We start from the raw sequence: 25,948 nt of genomic DNA on the forward strand, positions 1-25,948 counted from the left end.
TACTTTCCTATCCTGCGCGCTTGGCGGCAATCGCATTGCCGGCACGGCTGACCGCCTTGCGTCCGAGATGCTGCGAGATGAACTGCCCCGCATCGACCACCTTGTCGAGGTCGATGCCGGTGTCGACGCCGAGACCGTTCATCATGTACAGCACGTCTTCCGTCGAGACATTGCCGGTTGCGCCCTTGGCATAGGGGCAACCGCCCAGTCCCGCGACCGAGGAATGGAAAGTCGCGATGCCGACTTCCATGCTGGCATAGATATTCGCCAATGCCTGGCCGTAGGTGTCGTGGAAATGACCGGACAGCTGCGCGATCGGGAATTCCTTCACGGCCCGCTCCATCACGGCCTGCACCTTTTTCGGCGTGCCCACGCCGATGGTGTCGGCGATGTCGATTTCATCACAGCCCAGCTCGCGCAGGCGGCGCACCACATCGGCCACACTTTCCGGCGAGACATCGCCCTGGTAGGGGCAGCCGAAGGAACAGCTGATGCTGCCGCGCAGGCGGATCTTGTTCCGCTTGGCGGCTTCCGCCACTTCGCGGAAGCGTTCGATGGATTCCGCGATTGAACAGTTGATGTTCTTCTGCGAGAACGCTTCCGACGCCGCGCCGAAGATCACCACTTCATCGGCTTTCGCCGCGAGTGCCGCTTCAAAGCCTTTCATGTTCGGCGTCAGCACGGAATAGATGACGCCCGGCTTGCGCCTGATGCGTGCCATCACTTCCGCCGAGGTGGCCATCTGCGGCACCCATTTCGGCGAGACGAAGGACGCGGCTTCGATGTTGACGAAACCGGCATCGGTCAGGCGGTCGACCAGCTCCACCTTGACGTCGGCGGAAATGGTTTCCTTTTCATTCTGAAGGCCGTCGCGCGGACCGACCTCGACGATCTTTACCTTGTTCGGCAATCCCATGTGCATCTCCTTGTCAGGCGGCCTTGAAGGCGAGCAGCTGCGCACCCTCGCTCACCTGGTCACCGACTGCATACAGCAGGTCTTCCACCGTGCCGTTTGCCGGCGCGGCAATGGTGTGTTCCATCTTCATCGCTTCCATGATCAGCAGCGGCTCGCCCTTTTCGACGCTCCGACCCTTGTCGACCAGCACCGCGACGATCTTGCCCGGCATCGGCGCGGTGAGGCGACCGCCTTCGGCTTCCGCTTCGCCGGCGTGCGCCAGCGGATCGTTGTAGTTCAGCGGGAAATGCGCGCCGCCGGTGAATACATGGAACATCTCGCCGTCGCGCACCACGGTGCCGCGCACCGTCGTGCCGTCGAGCTTGATGACCAGATGATCGCCCTTGCGCTCGACCAGGGTCATGGCGGAAGAGTGCGCGCCCAGCGTCACCGACCAGCCCGCGTCACGATATCCGACCGCTACTGGGTAAGCGCTTGCTTCGTCGGCAAAGTCCAGCTGCCGCAACAGCGTGCCGTTCATGCGCCATCCGCTGGTGTCGGCCCAGGGATCGTTGGCGGCGGCGTCGGCACTCCGCTCCGAGCTGAGGAGTGCTGCTGCCGCGAGTGCGAGCACCTGCACGGCAACCGGCTGCGTCGGCGGGAACAAGGCCGCGTGATGGCGTTCGATCAAGCCGGTGTCGAGGTCGGCGTGGGAGAACGGCTGGCTTTCCACTAGGCGTTTCAGGAAAGCGACGTTGGTGGCGAGGCCGACGATCTGGTATTCCGACAAGGCCTGCGCCATGTGGCCCAGCGCTTCCGCGCGGTCCTTGCCCCAGACGATGAGCTTGGCGATCATCGGGTCGTAGAACGGCGAAATCGCATCGCCCTCGCGCACGCCGGAGTCGATGCGCACCGCGGCCGGCTCGGTGGCGATGCTGCCCTTGCCGAGTTCGAAGCTCACCGCCTGCGGCGTGCGCATGTGACGCAGCGTGCCGATCGACGGCAGGAAGCCTTTCTCCGGATTCTCCGCATAGATGCGCGCTTCCAGCGCATGTCCGTGGATCTTCAGTTCGTCCTGCTTCTTCGGCAGCGCTTCGCCCGAGGCGACGCGCAACTGCCATTCCACCAGGTCGAGGCCGGTGATCATTTCCGTCACCGGATGCTCGACCTGCAGGCGGGTGTTCATTTCCATGAAGTAGAAGGAGCCGTCCTGGTTGGCGATGAACTCGACCGTGCCGGCACCGACATAGCCGACTGCCTTGGCCGCGGCGACCGCGGCTTCGCCCATCGCGTTGCGCCGCTCGGGCGTCATGCCCGGCGCGGGCGCTTCTTCCAGCACTTTCTGATGGCGCCGCTGCACCGAGCAGTCGCGCTCGAACAGGTAGACGCAATCGCCCTTGGTGTCGGCGAACACCTGGATCTCAATGTGGCGCGGACGCGTCAGATATTTTTCGACCAGCACCTTGTCGTCGCCGAAGCTGTTGATCGCTTCGCGCTTGCAGGAGTCGAGCGCGGCCTTGAAGTCGGCACTCTTCTCGACGATGCGCATGCCCTTGCCGCCACCGCCCGCGCTGGCTTTCAGCAGCACCGGATAGCCGATCTTGTCGGCCTGCTCCTGCAGGAAGTCGGCTTCCTGGCGGTCGCCGTGATAGCCGGGCACCAGCGGCACGTCCGCCTTTTCCATCAGCGCCTTCGCCGCGGACTTGGAACCCATCGCACGGATCGCCGAGGCCGGCGGGCCGATGAAGACCAGGCCGGCCTTGGCACAGGCTTCCGCGAACTCCTCGTTCTCGGACAGGAAGCCGTAGCCGGGGTGGATCGCCTGTGCGCCGGTGGCAAGCGCGACTTCGATGATCTTGTCTGCGCGCAGGTAGCTTTCCTTCGCGGGCGCCGGCCCGATCAGTACGGATTCATCGCATACGGCAACATGCTTGGCGTTGGCGTCCGCTTCCGAATACACCGCGACGGTTTTGACGCCCAGACGATGTGCGGTTGCGGCAACACGGCAAGCGATCTCGCCGCGGTTTGCAATCAGGATTTTGGTGAACACGCTTGCTCCTTTGAGCGCTTGCCCCGGCGGGCAGCCAAGGCAGGCGACGGGTTGTTTTATTGGTGGTAAATCTTCCCTGCCATCCCTCGCCCTGAAGGGGAGGGAATGTTCTTGATGACTAAATCAGCATTTCACTTCCTGCGTCACGTGCTTGGCGTGCATGCCCAGCTTCTCCAGCAGTGCGCTGTCGGCATCCGCATCCGGGTTGCCGGTGGTGAGCAGCTTGTCGCCGTAGAAAATCGAATTCGCGCCCGCCAGGAAGCACAAGGCCTGCACCGACTCGCCCATCTCGCGACGACCGGCCGACATGCGTACGCGCGCGGTCGGCATCGTGATGCGTGCCACCGCGACGGTGCGCACGAATTCCAGCGGGTCGATCGGCTCGGCGCCATGCAGCGGTGTGCCTTCCACCTGCACCAGGTTGTTAATCGGCACCGAATCCGGATAGGGATCGAGATTGGCGAGCTGCGCGATCAGGCCGGCGCGCTGGCGGCGCGATTCGCCCATGCCGACGATGCCGCCGCAGCAGACCTTGATGCCGGCATTGCGCACCTTGTCCAGCGTGTCGAGGCGGTTTTCATAGTCGCGCGTGTGGATGATGTTGTTGTAGAACTCCGGCGCGGTGTCGAGGTTGTGGTTGTAGTAATCGAGGCCGGCTTCCTTCAGCCTCTCGGCCTGTCCGTCTTCCAGCATGCCCAGCGTGGCGCAGGCTTCCATGCCGAGTTCCTTGACGCCGCGCACCATTGCTTCGACATGTTCCAGATCGCGATCCTTCGGACTGCGCCAGGCGGCACCCATGCAGAAGCGGGTGGCGCCATGTTCCTTCGCCTTGCGCGCGGCGGCGAGCACCGTTTCCAGTTCGAGCATCTTCTGCGCCTTCACGCCGGTGTCGTAGCGCGCGGCCTGCGGGCAGTAGCCGCAATCCTCGGGGCAGCCGCCGGTCTTGATCGACAGCAGCGTCGCCAGTTCGATTTCCTGCGGATCGAAGTTTTCGCGATGCACCTGCTGTGCGCGGAACAGCAAGTCGTTGAACGGCAGGTTGAACAGTTCCAGCACCTTATCGACCGGCCAGCGCTGCGCCACCATGGCCTTGCGCGCGGCGGGGGTCGAGACTTCGTGGAACGTAATCGTTTGCGACATGAATCACTTCCTTTGCACTAATTTGAAACGGGACAAACCGGCCGGCCTTGCGGCCAGCCCGGCAAACTTGAAAAATCGAGATGATCCGCCGCCGCCGAGGGCGACGCCGCAGCCATGCGGGGAATGCAGCCGAGCGAAGGCGCCGGCAGGCGAGCCGCCAAGGCTTCGAGATTATCCATGCCGTAGCGCATCTCTAGGTCGACCACATTGCCGACCCAGCCGGCCAGCTTCAGGCCGCGCGCCGCGATCGCCTCGGCGGTCAGCAGCGCATGATTCAGACAGCCCAGCCGCAGGCCGACCACCAGGATCACCGGCAGGGCGAGCTGCTGCGCCAGGTCGGCGGTGTCGCAGCTGTCGGACAAGGGCACGCGGAAGCCGCCGACGCCTTCGACCACCACCGCATCGGCCGCCGCCGCAATGCGGTCATAACAAGCATGGATATGCCGCAGGTCGATGGCGACGCCTTCCTGTGCTGCGGCGATATGCGGCGCCGCGGGTTCACGCAGCAGATAAGGCGTGGTCAGTTCGGTGGGCAGCGCGACGCTGGACGCCGCCGCCAGCAGGTCGGCGTCCTCGTTATGCAAGGCGCCGTCGCGCAGTTCCGCGCCCGCGGCAACCGGCTTCATGCCGGCAGCGCGCAAACCCTGCTGCGTCAGTGCGTACAACAAGGTACTCGACACCAGCGTCTTGCCGATTTCGGTGTCGGTGCCCGTCACGAAATAAGCGATTGAAGCACTCATGCAAATGCCTCCAGTAGATTGATCGCGCTGGCCAGTTCCGCCACGTCGCGGGCGTTATGCGCCGCCGACAAGGTCACGCGCAGGCGCGCGGTGTCGGGCGGAACGGTTGGCGGGCGGATGCCCGGCACCCAGAAGCCCTGCCCGTACAGCGCGGTCGCGGCGCGCATGGTTTCGTCATTGGCGCCGATGATGATCGGCTGGATCGCGGTTTGCGAAGGGACCAATTCCCAGCGCTGCAGGTTCAGCGCGCCGCGCAGTTGTTCGATCAGCGCCTTCAGATGCGCGCGCCGCGCCGCGCCCTCGTCCCCGGCGATGATATCCATGCTGGCCATCAAAGCATGCGCCAGCGCGGGTGCCGCCGCGGTCGTGTAGATGTAAGGACGGGCGCGCTGCACCAGCCACTCGATCACGGTCTCGTGCGCGGCGACGAATGCGCCGCCGACGCCGGCCGCCTTGCCGAGCGTACCCATGTAGATGAGGTAAGGCGAACGCAGCTCGAAATGCTCCAGCGCGCCGCGCCCGTTGGCGCCGAGCACACCGAAACCGTGCGCGTCGTCAACCACCAGCCAGGCGCCGTACTGTTCGCACAGGGAGAGCACGGCCGGCAGCGGCGCGAGATCGCCATCCATGCTGAACACGCTGTCGGTGACGACCAGCTTGTTCTTCGCCTTGCTCTGCTTGAGCATGCTTTCCAGCGCATCGGTGTCGCCGTGCGGATAGACCTTCACTTGCGCGCGTGACAAGCGCGCGCCGTCGATCAGCGAGGCATGGTTCAACGCTTCCGAAAAGATTTCCGCATCGCGTCCGCCGAGCGCACTGATGATCGACAGGTTGGCCATGTAGCCGGTGCAGAAATACAGCGCGCGCGGCGATTCCAGATGCGGCGACAGGAATTCGGCGAAGCGCTCTTCCAGCTGCGCATGCGCGCGCGAGTGGCCGCTGATCAGATGCGATGCCCCGCTGCCGACGCCGTAACGCGCGGCGCCTTCCTGCAAGGCTTCGACCAGGCGCGGATGCGCGGCCAGGCCGAGATAGTCGTTGCTGCAGAAGGCCAGCATGTCGCGGCCGTCGACCTTCACATGCGGCGCGCAGGGCGTCTCCGCGATGCGCAGGCGGCGGCGCAGGCTTTGCGCATCCAGATGCTGCAGTTCGCGTTCAAGTGTCACCAGCAGTTCCATGTTCATGCTCCGATCACTTTGTCGAACACGGCTTGCGTGCGGGATGCGAGGCCGGCGATTTCCTCGTCGTCGAGGATGTAGGGCGGCATCAGGTAGACAGTGCGTCCGATCGGGCGCATCAGCAATTCGTTATTCAGTGCTTCGGTGAAGAAGCGGCGCGAGAAGCTGCTTGCGGCGGCCACGTCGTCGATCACCGCATCAAACGCCCAGATCATGCCGCGCTGGCGGAAATTCTTCACGCGCGGATGTTCGGCGAGCGGCGTCAGCGCTTCGGTCATGCGCGCGGCGCGTTCACGATTGCGCTTGAGCACATCGTCGTCGTCGAAGATCGCCAGCGTCGCCAGCGCGGCGCGGCAGGCGAGCGGATTGCCGGTGTAGGAATGCGAATGCAGGAAACCGCGCCGCACATCGGCATCATAGAAAGCTTGGTAGATTTCATCGCGCGTCATCACCAGCGACAAGGGCAGGTAGCCGCCGCTGATGCCTTTCGACAGGCAGACAAAATCGGGCCAGATATTTCCCTGCTCGCAGGCGAAGAAGGTGCCGGTGCGACCGCAGCCGACCGCGATCTCATCGGCGATCAGATGCACCTGGTAGCGGTCGCACAGGGCGCGTACTTCGCCGAGGTAGACCGGATCGTACATCGCCATGCCGGCGGCGCATTGCACCAGCGGTTCGATGATGATGGCGGCGATATGCCTGCTGCGCTCCTGCAGCAACGTTTCGAATGCCTTCGCTGCGCGACGCGCGACATCGGCCGGCGTCTCGCCCTGCTCGGCGGCACGCGCATCGGGCGACATCACCACATGCGCTTGCTGCAGCAAGGGGCCGTAGGCATCGCGGAACAATTGCACGTCGGTCACCGCCAGCGCGCCGACCGTTTCGCCATGATAGCTGCCCTGCAGGCACACGAACTCGCGCTTGTCGGCATGGCCGGTATTGCGCCAGTAATGGAAACTCATCTTCAGCGCGATCTCGGTCGCCGATGCGCCATCGGATGCATAGAAACAATGGCCGAGCACATGATTGGTGCGCGCCGACAATTGTTCCGACAGGGCGATCACCGGTTCATGCGTGAAGCCGGCCAGCATGGCGTGCTCCAGCGTATCGAGCTGCTCCTTGAGCGCGGCGTTGATGCGCGGGTTGGCATGGCCGAACAGGTTGACCCACCATGAACTGATCGCATCCAGATAGCGCTTGCCATCCGTGTCGTACAGCCATGCGCCGCGCCCGTGGTTGACCGGCACCAGCGGCACCGTTTCGTGGTGCTGCATCTGCGTGCACGGATGCCAGACGCTCTTGAGGCTGCGTGCGACCTGGTCGGTTGCGGCACGGTGGGTTTTCAGACTTGCGTTCAAATACTGCTCCAAAACTGTTCCGTTCACTTCCCGTTCCTTCCTCGCGCAGGAGGAAGGAACGCGTTCTTCCTAAGTCAGCCAGTTCGGCTTGCGCTTCTCCAGAAACGAGCGCACGCCTTCCTTGCCTTCCTCGGAACTGCGGATGTCGGCGATGCGCGTTGCCGTATCCGCGATCAATGATTCAGTCAACGGCTGTCCCGCCACATCCTGCACCAGACGCTTGGCGTCCTTCACCGCATTCGGACTGTTGGACACCAAAGCCTTCACGATGTCCGCGGTGGATGCGTCGAGCGCATCGGCGGATACCACCGCATGCACGAAACCGATGCGCATCGCTTCCTGCGCGGAAAAGCGTTCCGCCGTGAGGAAATACCGGCGGGCGGCGTTTTCGCCCATGGCCTTGATGACGTAAGGCGAGATTGTCGCAGGAATAAGGCCCAGTTTTGCCTCGCTCAGACAAAAATTAGTTGCCTCATTGCAAATCGCGATATCGCATGCAGCGACCAGGCCCATGCCGCCGGCGTAGCAATCCCCTTGCACTTTTGCCACTACCGGTTTCGGGCAGGCATAGATCGTTCGCAGCATCTCGGCCAATTGCATCGCATCCGCACGGTTTTCCTCGTACGTATACCCGGCCATTTTCTTCATCCAGTTGAGATCGGCGCCGGCGCAGAATGCCGGGCCGCTGGCGGCGAGCACGATGGCGCGCATGGCCTCGTTCTGTCCAAGTTCGCGGAAGGCCTGCGTGATTTCGGCGATGGTGGTTTCGTTGAACGCGTTGCGCACCTCGGGGCGGTTGAGGGTGACCGTGGCGACGCGGCCTTCCATGGCGACAGTGAGTGTTTGGTAAGACATGATTACATCCTGAATACGCCGAACTTCGTGTCCGGAATCGGCGCGTTCAGCGATGCGCTCAATCCCAGTCCCAGCACCATGCGCGTATCCGCCGGATCGATCACACCGTCGTCCCACAGGCGTGCTGACGCGTAGTACGGATGGCCCTGATGCTCATACTGCTCGCGGATCGGCGCCTTGAATGCCTCTTCCTCCTGCGCCGACCAGGTGCCGCCCTTGCCTTCGATGCCGTCGCGCTTGACGGTCGCCAGCACGCTGGCCGCCTGCTCGCCGCCCATCACGGAGATGCGGGCGTTCGGCCACATCCACAACATGCGCGGGGAAAAACCGCGTCCGCACATGCCGTAATTGCCGGCGCCGAAGCTGCCGCCGATGATCACGGTGAATTTCGGCACCGAAGCGGTCGAGACGGCGGTCACCATCTTCGCGCCATTGCGCGCGATGCCTTCATTTTCATATTTGCGGCCGACCATGAAGCCGGTGATGTTCTGCAGAAACACCAGCGGGATCTTGCGCTGGCAGCACAGCTCGATGAAGTGCGAACCCTTCAATGCCGATTCGGAAAACAGGATGCCGTTGTTGGCGATGATGCCGACCGGCATGCCGAAGATGTGCGCAAAGCCGCACACCAGCGTGGTGCCGTAGCGCGCCTTGAATTCGTCGAATTCGCTGCCGTCGACGATGCGCGCAATGACTTCGCGCACGTCGAAGGGCTTGCGCGTGTCGGTCGGGATCACGCCGTACAGTTCGCGCGCGTCGTACTTCGGCGCGACCGGCTCGCGCAGCACCATCTGCTGCGGCTTCTGGCGATTCAGGTTGGAGACGATCTTGCGCGCCAGTGCGAGCGCATGCATGTCGTTCTGCGCCAGATGGTCGACCACGCCGGACAGGCGCGTATGCACGTCGCCGCCGCCGAGGTCTTCTGCGCTCACCACTTCGCCGGTCGCGGCCTTCACCAGCGGCGGGCCGCCGAGGAAAATCGTGCCCTGCTCCTTCACGATGATCGATTCGTCGCTCATCGCCGGCACATACGCGCCGCCTGCCGTGCAGGAACCCATCACCACGGCGATCTGCGGAATGCCCTTGGCCGACAGGTTGGCCTGGTTGTAGAAGATGCGGCCGAAGTGGTCGCGGTCGGGGAACACGTCATCCTGGTTCGGCAGATTGGCGCCGCCGGAGTCGACCAGGTAGATGCACGGCAGGTTGTTCTGGTCGGCGATCTCCTGCGCGCGCAGATGCTTCTTCACCGTGATCGGATAATAGGTGCCGCCCTTGACGGTGGCGTCGTTGCAGACGATCACGCATTCCTGCCCGGCCACGCGCCCGATGCCGGTGATGATGCCGGCCGCGGGCGCCGCATTGTGATACATGTCGTAGGCGGCGAGCTGCGAGAATTCCAGGAAGGGTGTGCCCGGATCGAGCAGCATCTGCACGCGGTCGCGCGGCAGCAGCTTGCCGCGCGACGTATGCTTCTTGCGCGCCTCTTCGCCGCCGCCCAGCGCGATCCTGGTGACCTTTTCCTTCAGGTCGTCGACCAGCGCCTGCATCGCCGCGGAATTGTCCTTGAACTCTTCGCTGCGCGGATTGAGTTTGCTTTCTAAATGCGACATTTCAACATCCTTTGTTGTGATTTTCCGCGCGCTTACGCGGTCTTTTCTTCATCCAGCTGCAGCTCTTGCTTCATCAGTTCGCGCATCTTGAATTTCTGCACCTTGCCGGTGATGGTCATCGGGAAGGCGTCGACGAAACGGATGTAGCGCGGCACCTTGTAGTGCGCAATCTGACCCTTGCAGAATTCGCGAATGCTCTCTTCATTCACGGTCGCACCGGCGCGCGGAATGATCCACGCGCACAATTCCTCGCCGTACTTCTTGTCGGGCACGCCGACCACCTGCACGTCCTGCACGCCGGGATGGCGATACAGGAATTCCTCGATCTCGCGCGGGTAAATGTTTTCGCCGCCGCGAATGACCATGTCCTTGATGCGGCCCGAAATATTGACGTAGCCTTCCGCATCCATCACCGCGAGGTCGCCGGTATGCATCCAGCCTTCGGCATCGATGGCTTCGGCGGTCTTTTCCGGATCGCCCCAGTAGCCGTGCATCACCGAATAGCCGCGCGTGCACAGCTCGCCGGAGGTGCCGACCGGCACCGTCTTGCCGGTGTCGGGATCGACGATCTTTACCTCCAGGTGCGGCTGCGTCTTGCCGACCGTGGACACACGCTTTTCGAGCGGCGTATCGGTCGTGCTCTGGCAACTGACCGGGCTGGTTTCCGTCATGCCGTAGGCGATCGTGATTTCGCTCAAGTGCATGTCGCTGACCACGCGTTTCATCACTTCGATCGGGCAAGGCGAGCCAGCCATGATGCCGGTGCGCAGCGTCGACAGGTCGAACTCCTTGAAGCGCGGATGATCGAGTTCCGCGATGAACATGGTCGGCACGCCGTGCAGGCCGGTGCAACGCTCCTGCTGTACCGCCTGCAGGACCAGCAGCGGATCGAAAGCGTCGTTCGGATAGACGATGGTGGCGCTGTGCGTCAGGCAGGCCAGGTTGCCGAGCACCATGCCGAAGCAATGGTAGAGCGGCACCGGGATGCACAAGCGGTCAGCCGGCGTGAGGCGCATCGCCTCGCCGATGAAGAAGCCGTTGTTCAGCACATTGCGATGGGTCAGCGTCGCCCCCTTGGGGAAGCCGGTGGTACCGCTGGTGAATTGAATGTTGATCGGGTCGGTGTTCTTCAGTGTCGCACCGATCTGCGCAAGACGAGGATCGGCGGGATCGCCGGTCGCCATCAGGTCGGAAAAACGCATCATGCCCGGCACCTGTTCTTCACCGAGCTGTATCACCGTTTTCAAGGATGGCGCGCGTGCCGCGCTCAGCCTGCCCGGCGTGGCGTTATCGATTTCCGGCGCAACGGCGCGGATCATCTCGAGGTAATCGCTGGTCTTGAAGGTCGTCATCGTGATCAAGGCCTTGCAATCAACCTTGTTCAACGCGTATTCGAGCTCCGCGATCCGGTAGGCCGGATTGATGTTGACCAGAATGATGCCGGCCTTCGCCGTCGCAATCTGGGCCATCAGCCATTGGGCGTTGTTGTGCGACCAGATGCCGACACGGTCGCCCGGCTGCAGTCCCAGGCCGAGCAGCGCGCTGGCCAGTCGGTTGGACTCCTGCTGCAGCTCGCGATAGGTATAGCGAAGCTGCTGATGGCAGGACACCAGTGCTTCGTTCTCGGGAAAACGGCTGACCGTGGCATCGAAGAAATCGCCGATCGTCTGTTCGATCAACGGCGACTCCTGACTGCCCCGGTCGTAGCTTGTAACCAACTGCGCCATTTACTCTCTCCAGTCATTTTGTTGTAAAAAAACTGCCATCGACGTAATACCACCGGCCCTCTTCGCGCACGAAGCGACTGGTTTCGTGCAAGCGGTGCGCGCGACCGCCGATCTTGTAGCGCGCCACGAATTCGACCGTCGCGGCATCACCCGCCGGAACATGCTTGCGCACTTCCAGACCCAGCCATTTCGTGTCTTCGTCCTGCGCCACCGCCTCGGCCGGCCGCGTGCTTGCATGCCAGGTCGATTTCACATAATCCTCGTTGTGCAAGGTGTAGGCGGTGTAACGCGAACGCATCAGCTGCTCGGCGGTTTGCGGGATGTCACCCTGGTCGATGAAACGCCCGCAGCACTGCGCGTAGTGATTGCCGCCACAGGGGCACGGGGTCGGCTTGGAAATGCGTGTCATGAGTTCTTTTGAAAATGCTTGTCCACGGAAATCACGAAAAACACGGAAAGAAAACCAATGAATTTCTTTTTCCGATGAGGGGTATTTGTGAAACCAAGACCGGTCAGATGAGTCCTTGAACTTTTCCGTGATTTCCGTGAACAAACAAGAATCAATGCTGGCCCTTGCTCTCTTTCACGCCGACCGGCGCGCCTGCCGCCTTCCATGCGCCGAAGCCGCCTTCGATGTGTGCGACGTTTTCCAGCCCCATGTCCTGCACGGTCTTGGTGGTGAGCGCGCTGCGCCAGCCGGCGGCGCAGAAGAAGATGAATTCCTTCTTTTCGCCGAACACCGGCTTGAAGTACGGCGAATCGGGGTCGACCCAGAATTCGATCATGCCGCGCGGGGCGGAGAAAGCGCCGGGAACGATGCCTTCGCGTTCCAGCTCGCGCACGTCGCGCACATCGACGAACTGCACGTTCGGGTCGCCGAGCTTGGCCCTGGCCTGCTCCACGCTGTAGGTCTTCACCTGCGCCATCGCCTCATCGACGAGCGCCTTGTATCCTTTTTTCATTGGCATGATGTCTCCTCCGGTGTCAGATCTTTCCGTACTTTAGAAATGCCTCGAGCTGGTCGAAGCGGTCGAAGCCCCAGAACGGTTCGCCATCGACAATCACGAAGGGCGAGCCGAATACGCCGCGCGACATTGCCGCGTCGACATCGGCTTTCAACTGCTCCTTGACGGGCGCACTGTTGGCGCCGTCGATCACCGCCGCCGTATCCAGTCCTGTCTTGCCGGCGATCGCTGCGATGGCATCGGTATCGGCGATATTGCTGCCGTCAACGAAATAGGCGCGGTACACCGCCTGCGCGAACTCGACTGCCTTGCGCTCGCCGTGTGCCTGCCGCACCCACAGCATGGCGCGCGCGGCCAGCTGCGTCGCCAGCGGAAATGCGGGCGGGCGCTGATACGGAATGCCGTAAAAGCGCGCGCTGCGCTCGAAATCGCGATACGCGTATTCCCCCTTCAAGGGCACCATCGGCAAAGGCACGCCGCCGGTCGTCTTGAACACCGCACCCAGCAGCAGCGGATGCCAGTTCACCTTGCGGTCGTACCTGGCCGCGAGATGATCGATGCGCGTCGATGCGAAATAGCCGTAGGGCGATGAAAAATCGAAATAGAAATCGATGGCATTGCTCATGGTCTCCTCCGTCTTTTATTTCACGCCAGCGCGCGGCCGATCAGGATCTTCTGGATATCGCTGGTGCCTTCGTAGATCTGGCAGACGCGCACGTCGCGATAAATCCGCTCGACCGGAAAATCGCTGACATAGCCGTAACCGCCATGGATCTGAATTGCATCGGAACAGACGCGCTCGGCCATTTCGCTGGCGAACAGCTTGGCCATCGCCGCCTCCTTCAGGCAGGCGCGGCCCGCGTCCTTGAGGCTGGCCGCATGCCAGATCAACTGGCGCGCCGCTTCGATTTGCGTCGCCATGTCGGACAGCTTGAACTGCACCGCCTGGTGCTCGAACAGCGGCTTGCCGAAGCTGGTGCGTTCCTTGGCGTAGGCAAGCGCGGCGTCGAACGCGGCGCGCGCCATGCCCACCGATTGCGAGGCGATGCCGATGCGACCGCCTTCCAGTCCGGACAAGGCAATCTTGTAGCCCTGCCCTTCGTCGCCGATCAGGTTCTGCGCCGGAATGCGGCAGTTGTCGAACAGGATCTGCGCCGTGTCGGAGGAGTGCTGCCCGAGCTTCTCTTCGAGGCGCGCCACGACGTAACCGGGTGTGTCGGTCGGGACCCAGAATGCGCTGATGCCGCGCTTGCCGGCCGCCTTGTCCGTCACCGCCATCACGATCGCGACATCGGCATACTTGCCGCTGGTGATGAACTGCTTCACGCCGTTCAACACGTAGTGGTCGCCATCCCTGGTCGCCGTAGTGCGCAAGGCGGCGGCGTCGCTGCCCACATGCGGCTCGGTCAGGCAGAACGCGCCCAGCATCTCGCCGCGCGCCAGCGGCTTCAGCCATTGCTCCTTCTGCGCGTCGTTGGCATACATCATGGCGATGCTGCACACCGGGCAGTTGTTGACCGAGATGATGGTCGAGGTGCCGCCGTCGCCGGCTGCGATTTCTTCCAGCACCAGCGCCAGCGAGAGGTAATCGAGCCCCGCGCCGCCGAGTTCTTCCGGCACGGCGACACCGAAGGCGCCGAGCGCCGCCAGCCCCTGCAGCTCGTCCTTCGGAAAATGATGTTCCTTGTCCCAGCGCGCGGCATTCGGCGCGAGGCGTTCCTGCGCAAAGCTGCGCAGCGCATCGCGGATCATTTCGTGTTGTTCTGACAGAACCATCTTGTTTTCTTTTCCCTGTTGGCGATGCGCCGCGCGCACCGATCGATGTTTACCAGTCGAGTCTCTTGCCGCTGCGGCTGCGATATGTCCCCGTATCGGCCGGCGTCAGCGATGCCATCACCTGCAGCAATCCGCGCACGCTTTCTTCCGCCGTGATCGCCGCGCCCGGCCCGCCCATGTCGGTCTTCACCCAGCCCGGATCGAGCGCGACGAAGGTCGCCTTCGGGTAGTCGAAGGAAGCGCTCTTGACGACCATGTTCAAGGCCGACTTCGATGCGCGATACAGCCAGCCGTAGCTCGACTCCGTGCCGCTCACGCTGCCCATGCCGCTGCTGAGAAAGCCGAACCTGCCGCCAGCGGCTTCCACCATCGGCGCCACCAGCGGAATCGCCTGCATCGCGCCGAGCACGTTGGTGTGCATCACCTGGTCGAAGTCCTTTAGCGTCGGCGCAGCGCTCGCGCTGTCACGCGGCCCGAACACGCCGGCAACATACACGGCAAGATCGAGCTTCACGCCGTCCAGCTGCCAGCCGAGTCCGGCCTGCGAGTCAGGGCTGACGACGTCGAGCTTGAGCGCTTCGGCGCCGTCCGCGCGCAATGCCGCCAGCGCCGCGTCGTCGCGTGCAGTGGCGAAAACCTTCCAGCGGTCCGCCAGGAGCTGGCGGACAAATTCGTGGCCGATGCCGCGAGAGGCACCGATAATGAGTGCGGTAGGCATGACGAGATCCGGGACAGGAAGTCAAAAAACCTTGATACGGGTTCCCTCCCCCTGCATGGAGGAGGGAACCGGGCAGTGGATCGGTAAATGAAGCCGCTTACACCAGCTCGATTGCCATCGCCGTACCTTCGCCGCCGCCGATGCACAGCGAAGCGACGCCCAGCTTGCCGCCGGTCTTCTTCAGCGCGCCGATCAGCGTGACGATGATGCGCGCGCCGGAAGCGCCGATCGGATGGCCGAGTGCGCAGGCGCCGCCGTGGATGTTGATCTTCTCGTGCGCAATGCCGTGGTCGCGCATCGCTGCCATCGGCACGACCGCGAACGCTTCATTGATCTCGAACAGATCGACATCCTTGGTGGTCAGGTTCAGCTTCTTGTACAGCTTGTCGATGGCGCCGACCGGTGCGGTGGTGAACCAGTTCGGCTCCTGCGAATGCGTGGCATGGCCAAGCACGCGGGCGATCGGCTTGCAGCCGAGCTTCTTCGCGGTCGAATCGCGCATCAGCACCAGCGCGGCGGCACCGTCGTTGATGGAGGACGAAGATGCCGCCGTGATCGTGCCATCCTTCTTGAAGGCCGGCTTGAGCGAAGGAATCTTGTCGAGCTTGGCCTTGAGCGGACCTTCGTCCTTGTCGACCACCACGTCGCCGCCCTTGCCCGCCACCGTGACCGGCGCGATTTCCCATTTGAAGGAGCCGTCGGCGGTCGCCGCCTGTGCGCGCTTGACGGATTCGATCGCGAACGCATCCTGCGCTTCGCGGGTGAACTCGTATTTGGCCGCGCATTCCTCGCCGAAGGTACCCATCGAGCGGCCCTTCTCGTAGGCGTCTTCCAGGCCGTCGAGCATCATGTGGTCGTACATCATGGCGTGGCCGATGCGATAGCCGCTGCGTCCCTTCGGAATCAGGTAAGGCGCGTTGGTCATCGATTCCATGCCGCCGGCGACGACAATTTCATTGGAGCCGGCGAGGATGGAGTCGAAGCCGATCATGGCCGCCTTCATCGCCGAGCCGCACATCTTCGACATGGTGACCGCGCCGGTGGAAACCGGAATGCCGGCCTTGATCGCCGCCTGGCGTGCCGGCGCCTGGCCCTGGCCCGCCATCAGGCAGTTGCCGAACAGGACTTCGCTCACCAGATTCGGTTCCAGCCCGGCGCGCTCGACCGCTGCGCGAATTGCCACCGCGCCCAGATCGGAAGCCGACAATGCCGCGAAATCGCCCAGGAATGCGCCCATCGGGGTGCGTGCGGCGCCAACAATAACAATAGGATCGTTCATCATTTTCTCCAAAGGTCTGCGAACTAGGCAGCTTGCGCCGCCGGGGGTAAGGGTTTGTAGCTGAAACGCAATTCCTGCGGATACGGGAACACATCTTCGACGATGCCTTCGAGCAGGCGCTGCTTCGCGTTCTGCCAGTACTGTTGCGTCAGCAGGTCGGCATGGTGCTTCAGGAAGTACTTCCGCACTTCCGGGTTGCCGAGCAGGAAGGTCTCGAACTGCTCCGGGAACACGTCGTTCTTGGCGACCGGATACCAGGGCTCGCTCGACATTTCATCTTCCTCGTTGCGTGCCACGGGAATCGTCCGGAAATTGCAGTCGGTGATGTATTCGATTTCATCATAGTCGTAAAACACCACGCGTCCATGACGGGTCACGCCAAAGTTCTTGTACAGCATATCGCCCGGAAAGATGTTGACGCCGACCATATCCTTGATGGCATTGCCGTACTCGACCACGCCGTGTTCGACCGCCGCATGGTCGCCGCGCTTTTCCGCTTCCGACAGCCAGATGTTGAGCGGCGTCATGCGGCGTTCGATGTACAAGTGCTTGATGATGATCTCTTCGCCCTCTTCCTCGACGATGGAGGGCGCGACCTCCTTCAGTTCGGCCAGCAGATCCATCGAGAAGCGCGAGCGCGGAAAGGCGACGTTCGAATATTCGAGCGTATCGGCCATGCGGCCGACGCGGTCATGGTATTTCACCAGCAGGTATTTTTCCTTGACCTGGGCACGGGTGGTTTCCTTCGGCGGCGGGAAATGATCCTTGATGACCTTGAACACATAGGGGAAGGACGGCAGCGCGAACACCACCATCACCAGGCCGCGGATGCCGGGCGCGGCCTCGAAGCAGTCCGAGGAATGATGCAGGTGATGCAGGAAGTCGCGGTAGAACGCATTTTTGCCCAGCTTCTGCAGACCGAGGATGGTGTAGATCTCGCTGCGCGGCTTGTACGGCATCAGCGTGCGCAGGAACTGCACATAGGCCGAGGGCACCTCCATGTCGACCATGAAGTAGGCGCGGGTGAACGAGAACAGCACCGTGATCAGGGTCGGGTCGAAGATCACCGTGTCCAGCACCATTTCGCGCTTGCGGTTGTACAGGATGGGCACAACGAAGGGATAGATGCGGTTGCCGTTGATGCCCTTGCCGACGATGTAGGCGCCCTTGTTGCGATAGAACAAGCTCGACAGCACCTGGATCTGGTGGTTCGGCTCCAACAGGTCGGAACCGAACAGCGCGCGCATGCGCGACTCGACAAAACCGACGTCGCGGTCGAGATCGGCGAAAGGTGCCGCGAGTTGGAAATTGGTGACGATGCGCTTCAGGGTGTAGTGCAAGCCGTCCGTCGCCGGATAGTACACGCGGTAGGTCGGCAGCCCTTCTTCCGGCTCGATGTACTCGGTCGAGACGGCGGGCCGCACGAAGATGAAGTCGTTATGGAAATAGGCGCGGTGCAGGATGTTGCAGCACACCGAATTGAAAAAGGTTTCCGCCAGTTCCGGCTGCTTGTGGTTGATCAGCAGGCCGATGTAGTGCAGTTTCACTTCGCGCCAGACATCGTCGCTGATTTCCTCCTGGTCGTATTCATCCTCCAGGGTCTGGACGCATTCATGCACGCGGTGATCGTAAAAGGCGATGCGTTCGCGCGCCTTGATCTGCGCGGTTTTCCAGTCGCAGGTTTCGAAGTAGCGCTTGGCATCCTGGCTGGCGGCGCGGAACAGGCGATAGTGCTTGTCGAAGCCGTCCAGCATCGTGCGCGCGATATCGAACGCGATCTGCGAGGAGAGGAGCTTGGGAAAGGCGGTCAATGGCATCGTGATAGCTCGAATTGTTTAATCCAAGCCTCCAGTGTAGCCAAATCCATGCGCCCGCCGTCGCAAACCGCACTCCGCAGCATGACGCCGGGCAGCGCATTTGCCGCGCGGCGGTGTCGGAGTATCGAGGTGAGCGGGATGTCCATGATGGATATTACTTCGCCATGTCAAAAGATCACTACCGTAAGACTACGAGTTGCCATGCCTTCAACTTTCGGCACCGTTTGCGTCGGCGAGCAACACTTGAGCGGCATCAAGTACCGATGGCGGAAATTCGGTGGTCTTGCGCGTATCCGTATCGAGGAACGCGCCGACCAGTTCGGTGGTCGCCACTTCCTGCCCGGTTTCGCTGTTGAACATGCGGTGCAGGAAGCGCACCGTCTTGCGCCTGATTTCAAGCAGTTCGCTGGTCACATGCAGCAGCGAACCGGCATGCACTTCCAGCTTGTATTGCGTGCGCTGGTCGAGCGCGACCATGCCGCGCCTGTTCTCCTTCAGGAAGCCGGGCGTGAGGCCGATTTGCGCGAAGAAATGCCAGGTCGCCTCGTCAAAGCGCGCGGTGTAGAACTGCACGTTCATGTGCCCCACATGGTCCATCGACCAGGGATAGACGAAGCCGCGATATGTTTCGATCTGCATGGCCGCTTCCTTTACATGCTGGTTGAATCGCCCTGCTCGCGCGGCAGCACCGCCATGGTGGCGGTCAGCTTGCTGATGAGCGTCTTCTTGTCGCCGGCCATGGCGAAGACTTCGGATTCGACCACGTGGAAGGCCTTGCCGGGCCTGAGCACGTGCGCGCGGCATCGCAGTTCTTCGCCCTTGCCGGGACGCAGCAGGTGCAGCTTGAACTCCAGCGTCAGGATGTACTCATGGGCGGGCGTGACCGACATGGCCGCGCCGCCGGCGGTATGGTCTGCCAGGGTCGCCTGGACACCGGCGTGGATGACGCCGGTGTGCTGCAGATGACGCGGATGGATGCGCAAGGATGATTCGCACCAGCCGGGGCCGAAATCGACAAGCTTGATGCCGAGATCGGTGAGAAAGGCGGCTTCACGGAAACCGTCTTCCACAACCTGACGATAATTGGGATCGGGCGCTCGCATTGGCTGGTCTCCTGCGCGCTACGAGCACCTCGCAGGAGGAGCTCTGCGGCGGTCTGTTTTTATTTTGTCTCTGCAAACAATTCGCGCCCGATCAGCATGCGGCGGATTTCGCTGGTGCCGGCGCCGATTTCGTACAGCTTGGCGTCGCGCCACAGGCGGCCGGTCGGGTTTTCATTGATGTAGCCGTTGCCACCCAGCGTCTGTATCGCTTCGCCCGCCATCCAGGTCGCCTTTTCGGCGGAGTACAGGATCGCGCCGGCGGCGTCCTTGCGCAGTGCGCGCACCAGTTCCGGACTCTTGGCACGGTCGCAAGCCTGACCGACAGCGTAGACGTAGGCCTTGCATGCCATCATGGTCGAATACATGTCGGCAAGCTTGCCTTGCATCAGCTGGAACTCGCCGATCGGCTGGCCGAACTGCTTGCGCTCGTGGATGTAGGGCACGACCACGTCCATGCAGGCCTGCATGATGCCCAGCGGACCGCCGGACAGCACGGTGCGCTCGAAATCGAGGCCGGACATCAGCACGTTGACGCCCTTGCCCAGACCGCCCAGCACGTTTTCCGCCGGCACTTCGCAATCCTGGAACACCAGTTCGCCGGTATGCGAGCCGCGCATGCCCAGCTTGTCGAGCTTCTGTGCGACGGAGAAACCCTTGAAGCCCTTTTCGACCAGGAAGGCGGTCATGCCGCGCGGCCCGGCTTCGATGTCGTTCTTCGCGTACACCACCATCACGTCGGCATCCGGGCCGTTGGTGATCCACATCTTGGAGCCGTTGAGCACCCAGCGGTCGCCCTTCCAGTCGGCGCGCAGCTTCATGCTGACGACGTCGGAACCGGCATTCGGTTCGGACATCGCCAATGCGCCGACGTACTCGCCGGAAATCAGTTTCGGCAGATATTTCTTCTTCTGCTCTTCGGTGCCGTTGCGCTTGATCTGGTTGACGCACAGGTTGGAGTGCGCGCCGTAGGACAGGCCGATCGAAGCGGAGGCACGCGAGATTTCTTCCATCGCGACGATATGCGCGAGGTAGCCCATGTCCGTACCGCCGTACTCTTCGCTGACGGTGACGCCGAGCAAGCCGAGTTCACCCATCTTTTTCCACAGGTCCATCGGGAACTGGTCGGTGCGGTCGATTTCGGCGGCGCGCGGTGCGATTTCCGCCTGTGCGAATTGCTGCACGGTTTCGCGCAGCGCGGCGATGTCTTCGCCATGGTCAAAAGTCAGGCCGGGCAGGTGGATCATGTCTTCCTCTCCTTATTGGTGGCATACGGTGGCATAGCGCCAATCTTGCAGGATCATACCGCCAATTGACGTTTACGTAAACGTAAAGCAGGTACGGTGAAAATACGGTATTGCTGCCGGATCAGGCCGCATCTTTCAGGCGGCGCGCGGCGGATTTTTTCTCCGCCAGCGCCGCCTTCGCGCCTTTGTCGCCCGCGAGCAGACGACGGCATTCCTCCTCGTGCGCCGCGATTTCCGCCAGCGTCACTTCCAGATCTTCGCGCTGGCGTTCCAGGGTTTCGCGATGCTGCGCCAGCACGGTCAGAAAGCGCTTCAGCTGCGCCGTCGTGTCCTTGGGCGATTCATACATGTCGACCAGCGCCTTTATCTCCAGCAGGCTCAGGCCGAGCCGCTTGCCGCGCAAGGTCAACTTCAGGCGGGTGCGCTCGCGCGGACTGTACACGCGGGTGCGGCCTCCCGCGCCTTCGCGCTTGGGGCTGAGCAGGCCCTGGTCTTCGTAGAAGCGGATCGCGCGCGGCGTGATGTCGAACTCACGGGCCAGTTCGGTAATGGTGTAGGTCGGCATGGAAGGCGTCAGCAGCAAAGGGAGTTTGTGTTTACAATCGTCGAAACCGATTGCAGTTTACGTTAACGTCAATCAGTCGTGCCATTGTAGGCGCGCCGGCGGCAAATGTGAACATGTCAGATTGATAATTTGCATACCGAAAGCCTCATTGATGAATCATCTCGAATCGCAGCTCAGCTATCCCCTCGGCAACACACTCCCGCCCGCCGGAACCGTTCAGGAAGTCGCCCCCGGCATTTTGTGGCTGCGCATGGGGTTGCCATTTGCGCTCGATCACATCAATCTGTGGCTGGTCCGCGATGAGGCGGGCTGGACGGTGGTCGATTGCGGCATCGCCACCGACGCCACGCGCGCGTCCTGGGAAACGATCTTTGCGTCGCATCTGGACGGCTTGCCGATCGTGCGCGTGATCGCCACGCATTGCCATCCGGACCACGTCGGCTTGTCGGACTGGCTGTGCAAGCGCTGGAACGCGCCCTTGTGGATGACGACCGGCGAATACGGCTTTGCGCGCATGATGTCGGCTTCACTGCCCGGCGCGGACGGCGTGGCGGCGCTGCCGCACTTCCAGCGCCACGGCCTGACCGATCCGGAAATGATCGAGCAACTGCAAAACCGCAAGAGCTATTACCCGTCGCTGGTGCCGGCGGTGCCGGCGTCCTATCACCGCATGCAGGACAAGCAGGTATTTCGCATTGGCGATCATGCCTGGCGCGTGATCACCGGCTTTGGCCATGCACCCGAACACGCATCCCTGTATTGCGCCGATCTGAACATCCTGCTTTCCGGCGACATGGTTCTGCCGCGCATTTCGACCAATGTCTCGGTCTTCGCCATCGAGCCGGAATCCAATCCGGTGCAGCAATATCTCGACTCGCTCGAAAAATACCAGGACCTGCCGGACGACACGCTGGTGCTGCCTTCCCATGGCAAGCCGTTTCGCGGACTGCATACGCGCATCGGCCAGTTGAACGACCATCACCGCGAGCGGCTGGCGGAGGTGATCCAGGCCTGCGCCGTGCCGCAGTCGGCGGCGGACATCGTGCCTGTCATGTTCAAGCGGAAACTGGATGCGCACCAGCTGACCTTCGGCATGGGCGAAGCGCTCGCGCATCTGCACAAACTCTGGTTCGACGGCATGCTGGCGCGCGAAACCGGCAGCGACGGCATCGTCCGCTTCCGCCTGCGCGGCTGACGATCCACTGACCTGACCTCATTCAGAGCACCCACGGCATGCACACGCCGCGGGGTTTTTGTCGATCTTTTCTTCCTTCCGATCGATTTTTCCCGCACTGGTATCAATCCCGCGTGTCAAACTTGACTGATTTTGTCAATTATGTGTTACTTTTACTGAACACATCTGGTCACAAGAAGTTCCTTTCATCGAGAGACTGACTGTCAATGGCTGACATGGAATAGTGCGCGGTCATGAATCCATCAATTGAACGCGAAGGTTTTAGCGAACGGCTGCAGCTCGCCCTGCGCAATGCCGATTACTCTCCCGACAGCCCGACCCAACTGGCGCGGGAATTCAACATCCGCTTTGAAGGCCGCCCGATCACGGTGCATGCCGCGCGCAAGTGGCTGGTCGGCGAAGCCATTCCCACCCAGGAAAAACTGCGCACGCTGGCCCAGTGGCTGGGGGTGCCGGCCGAATGGCTGCGTTTCGGCGGCACCGAAACCCACACCACCGTGGACGCTCCGGGAAGCCCGGCGCGCTTTGAAACGGCCGACGTCAAGCTGATCGCCGACCTGCAGCGCCTGGACGACCATCACCAGGCCATCGCGCGCGACTTCATTCGCATGCTGGTGCGCATGCAACGCCAGAAATAAGCTAGGACCCGTCCAGGGTCCGCAGATACCGCAAGCCGGCGATTGCCCGGCTGCCGTACCAGGACATCATTTCGCCGTCGAGCAGCCGGACCGGCTTGCCGATCTGCTTCTCCAGGGCGTCGACATGTGTCTCGGTAAAACGATACGGTTCGCTTGACAGCAGTACGCCGTCAATCGATTGCACCAGCGCATCCGACCATTCGAAGCTCGGATAACGCGCAGCCGTGCCAGGCGCATTCCAGCATTGCCAGCCGATCTCCGCCATCATGTTTGCGATATAGGTATCGCGCGACACCGTCATCCACGGATCTTTCCAGATGCAATAGAGCATGGTTTGCGGCGGCCCCTTCGGCATCGCCCGCAATGCCTTGTATTCCTGCTCGAAGGCCGCGCACAGGGCTTCCGCCGCCGGCTCGACGCGAAAGATGCCGCCAATCAGTCGAAACAGTGCAAGATTGTCCCGCGGCGCCAGCGGATGCGTGACGATGACATGCGGAACAAACTGCGCGAGGGCGTCCACCGAGGATTTCTCGTTCTCATCGATGTTGACGATCAGATGCGTCGGCGCAAGATTGCGGATCTTGGCGATGTTAACGTCTTTGGTGCCGCCGATTTTCGGGACATCGCGCACGATGTCGGCCGGATGCACGCAGAACCCCGTGCGCCCGACCAGCCAGGGCGCGAGCCCGAGCTCGCACAGCAGTTCGGTGATCGACGGCACCAGCGACACGATGCGCGGCGCCAGCATCGGCGGCGGCGCGATCGGCCGATGCGCGACACCCAGCGCATCAAGCCCCCCGCTCAATTGCGCCTCTTGTGCGGCGCGTTGGCAAAGGCCAGGTCGAACAGCCAGTTCGGCAGCGCCCGCACCACTTTCGCCGCAATGCTCATCTGCCACGGCAGCACGACCGAGCTGACGCCCGCATCGATGGCAGCAGCGGCCTTGGCGGCGAATTTATCCACCGGCATCAGGAAGGGCATCCGGTACTTGTTGATCCGCGTCATCGGGGTATCGATGAAACCGGGCGCAATCGTCACCACCCGGATGCCGCTCTTCTTCATTTCCACGCGCAAGGACTCGCAATAGCTGATGACCGCCGCCTTCGACGCGCTGTAGGCCTCCGCGCCCGGCAGGCCGCGCACCCCGGCGATGCTCGCGATGCCGACCAGGCGGCAGTCGCGGCTGCCCGATCTGGCCTGCTCCTTCATGACACCGATGAACGACGAGAAGGTTGCGACCGTGGCAGTCACATTGGTGGCAAAGATCCGCTCAAACACCGGAAGGTCTTCGGCGTATTCGGTCAAGGTGCCCTGGGAAATCCCGGCGTTGGCAATGACGATATCGGCACCGCCCGCTGTCCTGATGAAATGCGCCGCCGCATCCGCCAACGCACCGTGGTCGGTAACGTCGAGCGCATACAGTTGATGACGTTCCGCATTGGGCAGGCTGGCGGCCAGTTCTTCCAGCATGGGCCGGCGTCGCGCGGCCAGGCCGAGCGTTGCGCCTTGTGCAGCATAGTGGCGTGCAAGTGCGGCGCCAATGCCGCTGGATGCCCCGGTGATGAATACGCGCTTCATAAGTGTCTCGATTCTCCTTTGTTCTTGTTGGATGCTGCTCTGGAAATAAAAAAGTCCGTCCTCTCGCGAGGACGGACCAGCAGTTTAATACGTTGTTGCTATTTTGCTCTTTTTTTGCTCTTTATTTGTTCTTTATTTGCTCTTCTTTGCAGCGGCGGGCGCTGCTGCCGAACCGTTCTTTTCCTTCGCCACTTTCGCCACCAGCGCGTTCATCACTTGCAGTGTCCCTTCGAACAGCTCCGACTCCGGACGATTGCCCATGCTGGCGCCGACGATGGACGGCGAGGTCAGGAAGCGGCCGTCGATGGCCACCAGCGGCACGCCGTCGACCTGATAGTCTCCCTGCAGCTGTGCGGCGCGGCGGGCCTTGCTTTGCACGCCGAAGGAGTTGTAGACATCAAGAAACTTTTTCTTGTCGATGCCGTTCTTGGCGACGAAATCGGCGATCGCGTTGTCGGTGTCGAGACGCTGGTGCTGCACATGGATGGCATTGAACACCTTGGCATGCATCTCATCCACCTTGCCCATGGCGTCCAGCGCGTAATACAGCTTCTGCTGCGGAATCATGGAATCGCGGAAGGCAACCGGCACGCGCTTGAACACGATGTTGTCGCCCTGCTTCTTCACCCACGCTTCCAGATCCGGTTCGAAGGCGTTGCAGTGCGGGCAGGAATACCAGAAGAACTCGGTGACTTCGACCTTCTTGCCGGAATCGGTCTGCTGCGGCTTGTCGAGCGTGCGATAGTCGACGCCATTCTGCGGATTGTTCGGCGCAGCGCTCGCGCCGATGGCGACCAGGCCCAGCGTCAGTGCTGCCAGTGCATGTTTAAGAAAACGCATATGCTTCCTTTTTTCTTGGTGAAATAACTATTTCGCGATGCGCACCACCGCCGCATCGACGCCGTTGTCAGACAGTTTGCCCCGGACCTTGTTCATCGCATCGAGTTGCGTGAACGGACCGACGCGGACCCGGTACAGGACGCCGTTTTCCGACTGACGCTCGGATACCTTGGCCTCCACGCCTTGCAAGGCGAGCTTGGCGCGCATGCTTTCGGCATCAGCCTGTTCGCGGAAAGCGCCCGCCTGCAGGAAATAGGTCCACTTTTCTTCCGCGCCATCCGCCTTGGCCTCGGCAGCGGCATCCGCTTTCTTCGCCTTGTCGGGCGCCGCCTCGACCACCGGCGCCTTGCCGTCCAGCTTGGGGTCGACCTTCACGACTTCCGCTTTCTTGTCCGGCTGCGGCGCGGCGGTGTTTTCCGGCGGTGTTTCCTTCATGAAGTCCTTTGCCGCGTCCTTCGCGGCGGCCTTGTTGCCATACAAGGGCTTGTTCGGATCGCCGATCTGGCCGGCGGCCGGCTCGGCGGTCTTCTGCCGGCTGAACTTGTCGGTGAACGGCACCGGCGTCTTGTTGATGGTGACCGCCACGCCGAGCGCGATACCAAGACCGATGATCAAGCCGATGATGATGCCTAAAATCGTTCCGCCCTGTTGCCTGTTGTACTTGTGCATACGTCCTC

The 25,948-nt window shown here is 62.1% G+C and carries 26 protein-coding genes; 2 read left to right on the top strand and 24 right to left on the bottom strand.

Going from position 1 to position 25,948, the window contains the following annotated elements:
• Positions 1-7: 7 nt before the first annotated feature.
• The 20 genes from VJ651_RS07275 to VJ651_RS07370 all read right to left on the bottom strand — a co-directional run bounded on the left by VJ651_RS07275 (position 8) and on the right by VJ651_RS07370 (position 21,020).
• The gene (locus tag VJ651_RS07275; protein WP_324106806.1) at positions 8-916 is read right to left on the bottom strand and encodes a hydroxymethylglutaryl-CoA lyase; all 909 of its coding nucleotides are present in this window, start codon (positions 914-916) and stop codon (positions 8-10) included.
• 13 nt (positions 917-929) lie between these two features.
• Positions 930-2,945: an acetyl/propionyl/methylcrotonyl-CoA carboxylase subunit alpha gene (locus VJ651_RS07280; RefSeq protein ID WP_324106807.1), complete on the bottom strand. Its 2,016-nt coding sequence runs from the start codon at positions 2,943-2,945 to the stop codon at positions 930-932.
• A 123-nt stretch (positions 2,946-3,068) separates the two neighbouring features.
• On the bottom strand, positions 3,069-4,085 hold the full coding sequence (gene bioB / locus VJ651_RS07285; RefSeq protein ID WP_414691319.1) for a biotin synthase BioB: 1,017 nt from the start codon (positions 4,083-4,085) through the stop codon (positions 3,069-3,071).
• 17 nt (positions 4,086-4,102) lie between these two features.
• Positions 4,103-4,825: a dethiobiotin synthase gene (gene bioD, locus VJ651_RS07290; protein ID WP_324106808.1), complete on the bottom strand. Its 723-nt coding sequence runs from the start codon at positions 4,823-4,825 to the stop codon at positions 4,103-4,105.
• Positions 4,822-6,003 carry an 8-amino-7-oxononanoate synthase gene (gene bioF / locus VJ651_RS07295; protein WP_324106872.1) on the bottom strand — a complete coding sequence of 394 codons (1,182 nt, stop codon included), beginning with the start codon at positions 6,001-6,003 and terminating at the stop codon, positions 4,822-4,824. Before bioF ends, bioD begins: the two co-directional genes overlap by 4 nt.
• A gap of 2 nt (positions 6,004-6,005) precedes the next feature.
• Complete coding sequence (gene bioA, locus VJ651_RS07300) at positions 6,006-7,361, bottom strand: adenosylmethionine--8-amino-7-oxononanoate transaminase (protein WP_324106809.1); 1,356 nt, start codon at positions 7,359-7,361, stop codon at positions 6,006-6,008.
• A 69-nt stretch (positions 7,362-7,430) separates the two neighbouring features.
• The gene (locus VJ651_RS07305) at positions 7,431-8,216 is read right to left on the bottom strand and encodes an enoyl-CoA hydratase/isomerase family protein (protein ID WP_324106810.1); all 786 of its coding nucleotides are present in this window, start codon (positions 8,214-8,216) and stop codon (positions 7,431-7,433) included.
• Positions 8,217-8,218: 2 nt separating this feature from the next.
• Positions 8,219-9,826, bottom strand: a complete 1,608-nt coding sequence (locus tag VJ651_RS07310; RefSeq protein WP_324106811.1) for a carboxyl transferase domain-containing protein — start codon at positions 9,824-9,826, stop codon at positions 8,219-8,221.
• Positions 9,827-9,858: 32 nt separating this feature from the next.
• The gene (locus tag VJ651_RS07315; protein ID WP_324106812.1) at positions 9,859-11,553 is read right to left on the bottom strand and encodes an AMP-binding protein; all 1,695 of its coding nucleotides are present in this window, start codon (positions 11,551-11,553) and stop codon (positions 9,859-9,861) included.
• Positions 11,554-11,566: 13 nt separating this feature from the next.
• Positions 11,567-11,962 carry a YchJ family protein gene (locus tag VJ651_RS07320; protein ID WP_324106813.1) on the bottom strand — a complete coding sequence of 132 codons (396 nt, stop codon included), beginning with the start codon at positions 11,960-11,962 and terminating at the stop codon, positions 11,567-11,569.
• 151 nt (positions 11,963-12,113) lie between these two features.
• The gene (locus tag VJ651_RS07325; RefSeq protein WP_324106814.1) at positions 12,114-12,521 is read right to left on the bottom strand and encodes a rhodanese-like domain-containing protein; all 408 of its coding nucleotides are present in this window, start codon (positions 12,519-12,521) and stop codon (positions 12,114-12,116) included.
• Between the two features lie 16 nt (positions 12,522-12,537).
• Positions 12,538-13,143 carry a 2-hydroxychromene-2-carboxylate isomerase gene (locus tag VJ651_RS07330; protein ID WP_324106815.1) on the bottom strand — a complete coding sequence of 202 codons (606 nt, stop codon included), beginning with the start codon at positions 13,141-13,143 and terminating at the stop codon, positions 12,538-12,540.
• Positions 13,144-13,163: 20 nt separating this feature from the next.
• Complete coding sequence (locus tag VJ651_RS07335) at positions 13,164-14,294, bottom strand: acyl-CoA dehydrogenase family protein (RefSeq protein ID WP_324106816.1); 1,131 nt, start codon at positions 14,292-14,294, stop codon at positions 13,164-13,166.
• A gap of 49 nt (positions 14,295-14,343) precedes the next feature.
• The gene (locus VJ651_RS07340; protein ID WP_324106817.1) at positions 14,344-15,012 is read right to left on the bottom strand and encodes an SDR family oxidoreductase; all 669 of its coding nucleotides are present in this window, start codon (positions 15,010-15,012) and stop codon (positions 14,344-14,346) included.
• A 97-nt stretch (positions 15,013-15,109) separates the two neighbouring features.
• Positions 15,110-16,291 carry an acetyl-CoA C-acetyltransferase gene (locus tag VJ651_RS07345; protein WP_324106818.1) on the bottom strand — a complete coding sequence of 394 codons (1,182 nt, stop codon included), beginning with the start codon at positions 16,289-16,291 and terminating at the stop codon, positions 15,110-15,112.
• 23 nt (positions 16,292-16,314) lie between these two features.
• Complete coding sequence (gene aceK / locus VJ651_RS07350) at positions 16,315-18,102, bottom strand: bifunctional isocitrate dehydrogenase kinase/phosphatase (RefSeq protein WP_324106873.1); 1,788 nt, start codon at positions 18,100-18,102, stop codon at positions 16,315-16,317.
• Between the two features lie 213 nt (positions 18,103-18,315).
• Positions 18,316-18,747 carry a thioesterase family protein gene (locus VJ651_RS07355; protein WP_324106819.1) on the bottom strand — a complete coding sequence of 144 codons (432 nt, stop codon included), beginning with the start codon at positions 18,745-18,747 and terminating at the stop codon, positions 18,316-18,318.
• 11 nt (positions 18,748-18,758) lie between these two features.
• Positions 18,759-19,211, bottom strand: a complete 453-nt coding sequence (locus VJ651_RS07360) for a PaaI family thioesterase (protein ID WP_324106820.1) — start codon at positions 19,209-19,211, stop codon at positions 18,759-18,761.
• A gap of 59 nt (positions 19,212-19,270) precedes the next feature.
• Entirely contained in the window at positions 19,271-20,455 is a 1,185-nt protein-coding gene (locus tag VJ651_RS07365) for an isovaleryl-CoA dehydrogenase (protein ID WP_324106821.1), read from the bottom strand.
• 121 nt (positions 20,456-20,576) lie between these two features.
• On the bottom strand, positions 20,577-21,020 hold the full coding sequence (locus tag VJ651_RS07370) for a MerR family transcriptional regulator (protein ID WP_136419689.1): 444 nt from the start codon (positions 21,018-21,020) through the stop codon (positions 20,577-20,579).
• A 151-nt stretch (positions 21,021-21,171) separates the two neighbouring features.
• Here VJ651_RS07370 and VJ651_RS07375 point away from each other — a divergent pair, with 151 nt between their 5' ends.
• Together VJ651_RS07375 and VJ651_RS07380 are read left to right on the top strand one after the other, a co-directional pair.
• The gene (locus VJ651_RS07375; protein ID WP_324106822.1) at positions 21,172-22,215 is read left to right on the top strand and encodes an MBL fold metallo-hydrolase; all 1,044 of its coding nucleotides are present in this window, start codon (positions 21,172-21,174) and stop codon (positions 22,213-22,215) included.
• A 233-nt stretch (positions 22,216-22,448) separates the two neighbouring features.
• Positions 22,449-22,853 (top strand): hypothetical protein, encoded by a 405-nt coding sequence (locus VJ651_RS07380; RefSeq protein ID WP_324106823.1) that lies wholly within the window; start codon positions 22,449-22,451, stop codon positions 22,851-22,853.
• 1 nt (position 22,854) lies between these two features.
• Here the strand turns inward: VJ651_RS07380 and VJ651_RS07385 are convergent, their stop codons facing one another.
• The 4 genes from VJ651_RS07385 to VJ651_RS07400 form a co-directional block, all read right to left on the bottom strand.
• Entirely contained in the window at positions 22,855-23,601 is a 747-nt protein-coding gene (locus VJ651_RS07385; RefSeq protein WP_324106874.1) for a helical backbone metal receptor, read from the bottom strand.
• A 53-nt stretch (positions 23,602-23,654) separates the two neighbouring features.
• Positions 23,655-24,431, bottom strand: coding sequence for an SDR family oxidoreductase (locus VJ651_RS07390; RefSeq protein WP_324106824.1), 777 nt, complete (start codon positions 24,429-24,431; stop codon positions 23,655-23,657).
• Positions 24,432-24,563: 132 nt separating this feature from the next.
• Positions 24,564-25,271, bottom strand: a complete 708-nt coding sequence (locus VJ651_RS07395; RefSeq protein WP_324106825.1) for a thiol:disulfide interchange protein DsbA/DsbL — start codon at positions 25,269-25,271, stop codon at positions 24,564-24,566.
• A gap of 27 nt (positions 25,272-25,298) precedes the next feature.
• On the bottom strand, positions 25,299-25,940 hold the full coding sequence (locus tag VJ651_RS07400) for an SPOR domain-containing protein (RefSeq protein WP_324106826.1): 642 nt from the start codon (positions 25,938-25,940) through the stop codon (positions 25,299-25,301).
• Positions 25,941-25,948 lie beyond the last annotated feature (8 nt).

The sequence above is a fragment of the Noviherbaspirillum sp. genome, from assembly GCF_035254865.1.
Taxonomy (GTDB): Bacteria; Pseudomonadota; Gammaproteobacteria; order Burkholderiales; family Burkholderiaceae_D; genus Noviherbaspirillum.

What these genes read in the sequence shown, in the direction of transcription:
- bioD (WP_324106808.1), bottom strand. Translation starts at nt 4,825, where the DNA reads ATGAGTGCTTCAATCGCTTATTTCGTGACGGGCACCGACACCGAAATC.
- VJ651_RS07320 (WP_324106813.1), bottom strand. Translation starts at nt 11,962, where the DNA reads ATGACACGCATTTCCAAGCCGACCCCGTGCCCCTGTGGCGGCAATCAC.
- bioF (WP_324106872.1), bottom strand. Translation starts at nt 6,003, where the DNA reads ATGGAACTGCTGGTGACACTTGAACGCGAACTGCAGCATCTGGATGCG.
- VJ651_RS07395 (WP_324106825.1), bottom strand. Translation starts at nt 25,271, where the DNA reads ATGCGTTTTCTTAAACATGCACTGGCAGCACTGACGCTGGGCCTGGTC.
- VJ651_RS07390 (WP_324106824.1), bottom strand. Translation starts at nt 24,431, where the DNA reads ATGAAGCGCGTATTCATCACCGGGGCATCCAGCGGCATTGGCGCCGCA.
- VJ651_RS07360 (WP_324106820.1), bottom strand. Translation starts at nt 19,211, where the DNA reads ATGCGAGCGCCCGATCCCAATTATCGTCAGGTTGTGGAAGACGGTTTC.
- VJ651_RS07385 (WP_324106874.1), bottom strand. Translation starts at nt 23,601, where the DNA reads ATGCTGGCGCCGCGCATCGTGTCGCTGGTGCCGTCGATCACCGAACTG.
- VJ651_RS07305 (WP_324106810.1), bottom strand. Translation starts at nt 8,216, where the DNA reads ATGTCTTACCAAACACTCACTGTCGCCATGGAAGGCCGCGTCGCCACG.
- VJ651_RS07375 (WP_324106822.1), top strand. Translation starts at nt 21,172, where the DNA reads ATGAATCATCTCGAATCGCAGCTCAGCTATCCCCTCGGCAACACACTC.
- VJ651_RS07345 (WP_324106818.1), bottom strand. Translation starts at nt 16,291, where the DNA reads ATGAACGATCCTATTGTTATTGTTGGCGCCGCACGCACCCCGATGGGC.
- VJ651_RS07310 (WP_324106811.1), bottom strand. Translation starts at nt 9,826, where the DNA reads ATGTCGCATTTAGAAAGCAAACTCAATCCGCGCAGCGAAGAGTTCAAG.
- bioB (WP_414691319.1), bottom strand. Translation starts at nt 4,085, where the DNA reads ATGTCGCAAACGATTACGTTCCACGAAGTCTCGACCCCCGCCGCGCGC.
- VJ651_RS07325 (WP_324106814.1), bottom strand. Translation starts at nt 12,521, where the DNA reads ATGCCAATGAAAAAAGGATACAAGGCGCTCGTCGATGAGGCGATGGCG.
- VJ651_RS07340 (WP_324106817.1), bottom strand. Translation starts at nt 15,012, where the DNA reads ATGCCTACCGCACTCATTATCGGTGCCTCTCGCGGCATCGGCCACGAA.
- VJ651_RS07355 (WP_324106819.1), bottom strand. Translation starts at nt 18,747, where the DNA reads ATGCAGATCGAAACATATCGCGGCTTCGTCTATCCCTGGTCGATGGAC.
- VJ651_RS07330 (WP_324106815.1), bottom strand. Translation starts at nt 13,143, where the DNA reads ATGAGCAATGCCATCGATTTCTATTTCGATTTTTCATCGCCCTACGGC.
- VJ651_RS07380 (WP_324106823.1), top strand. Translation starts at nt 22,449, where the DNA reads ATGAATCCATCAATTGAACGCGAAGGTTTTAGCGAACGGCTGCAGCTC.
- VJ651_RS07400 (WP_324106826.1), bottom strand. Translation starts at nt 25,940, where the DNA reads ATGCACAAGTACAACAGGCAACAGGGCGGAACGATTTTAGGCATCATC.
- VJ651_RS07370 (WP_136419689.1), bottom strand. Translation starts at nt 21,020, where the DNA reads ATGCCGACCTACACCATTACCGAACTGGCCCGTGAGTTCGACATCACG.
- VJ651_RS07275 (WP_324106806.1), bottom strand. Translation starts at nt 916, where the DNA reads ATGGGATTGCCGAACAAGGTAAAGATCGTCGAGGTCGGTCCGCGCGAC.
- VJ651_RS07315 (WP_324106812.1), bottom strand. Translation starts at nt 11,553, where the DNA reads ATGGCGCAGTTGGTTACAAGCTACGACCGGGGCAGTCAGGAGTCGCCG.
- VJ651_RS07335 (WP_324106816.1), bottom strand. Translation starts at nt 14,294, where the DNA reads ATGGTTCTGTCAGAACAACACGAAATGATCCGCGATGCGCTGCGCAGC.
- VJ651_RS07365 (WP_324106821.1), bottom strand. Translation starts at nt 20,455, where the DNA reads ATGATCCACCTGCCCGGCCTGACTTTTGACCATGGCGAAGACATCGCC.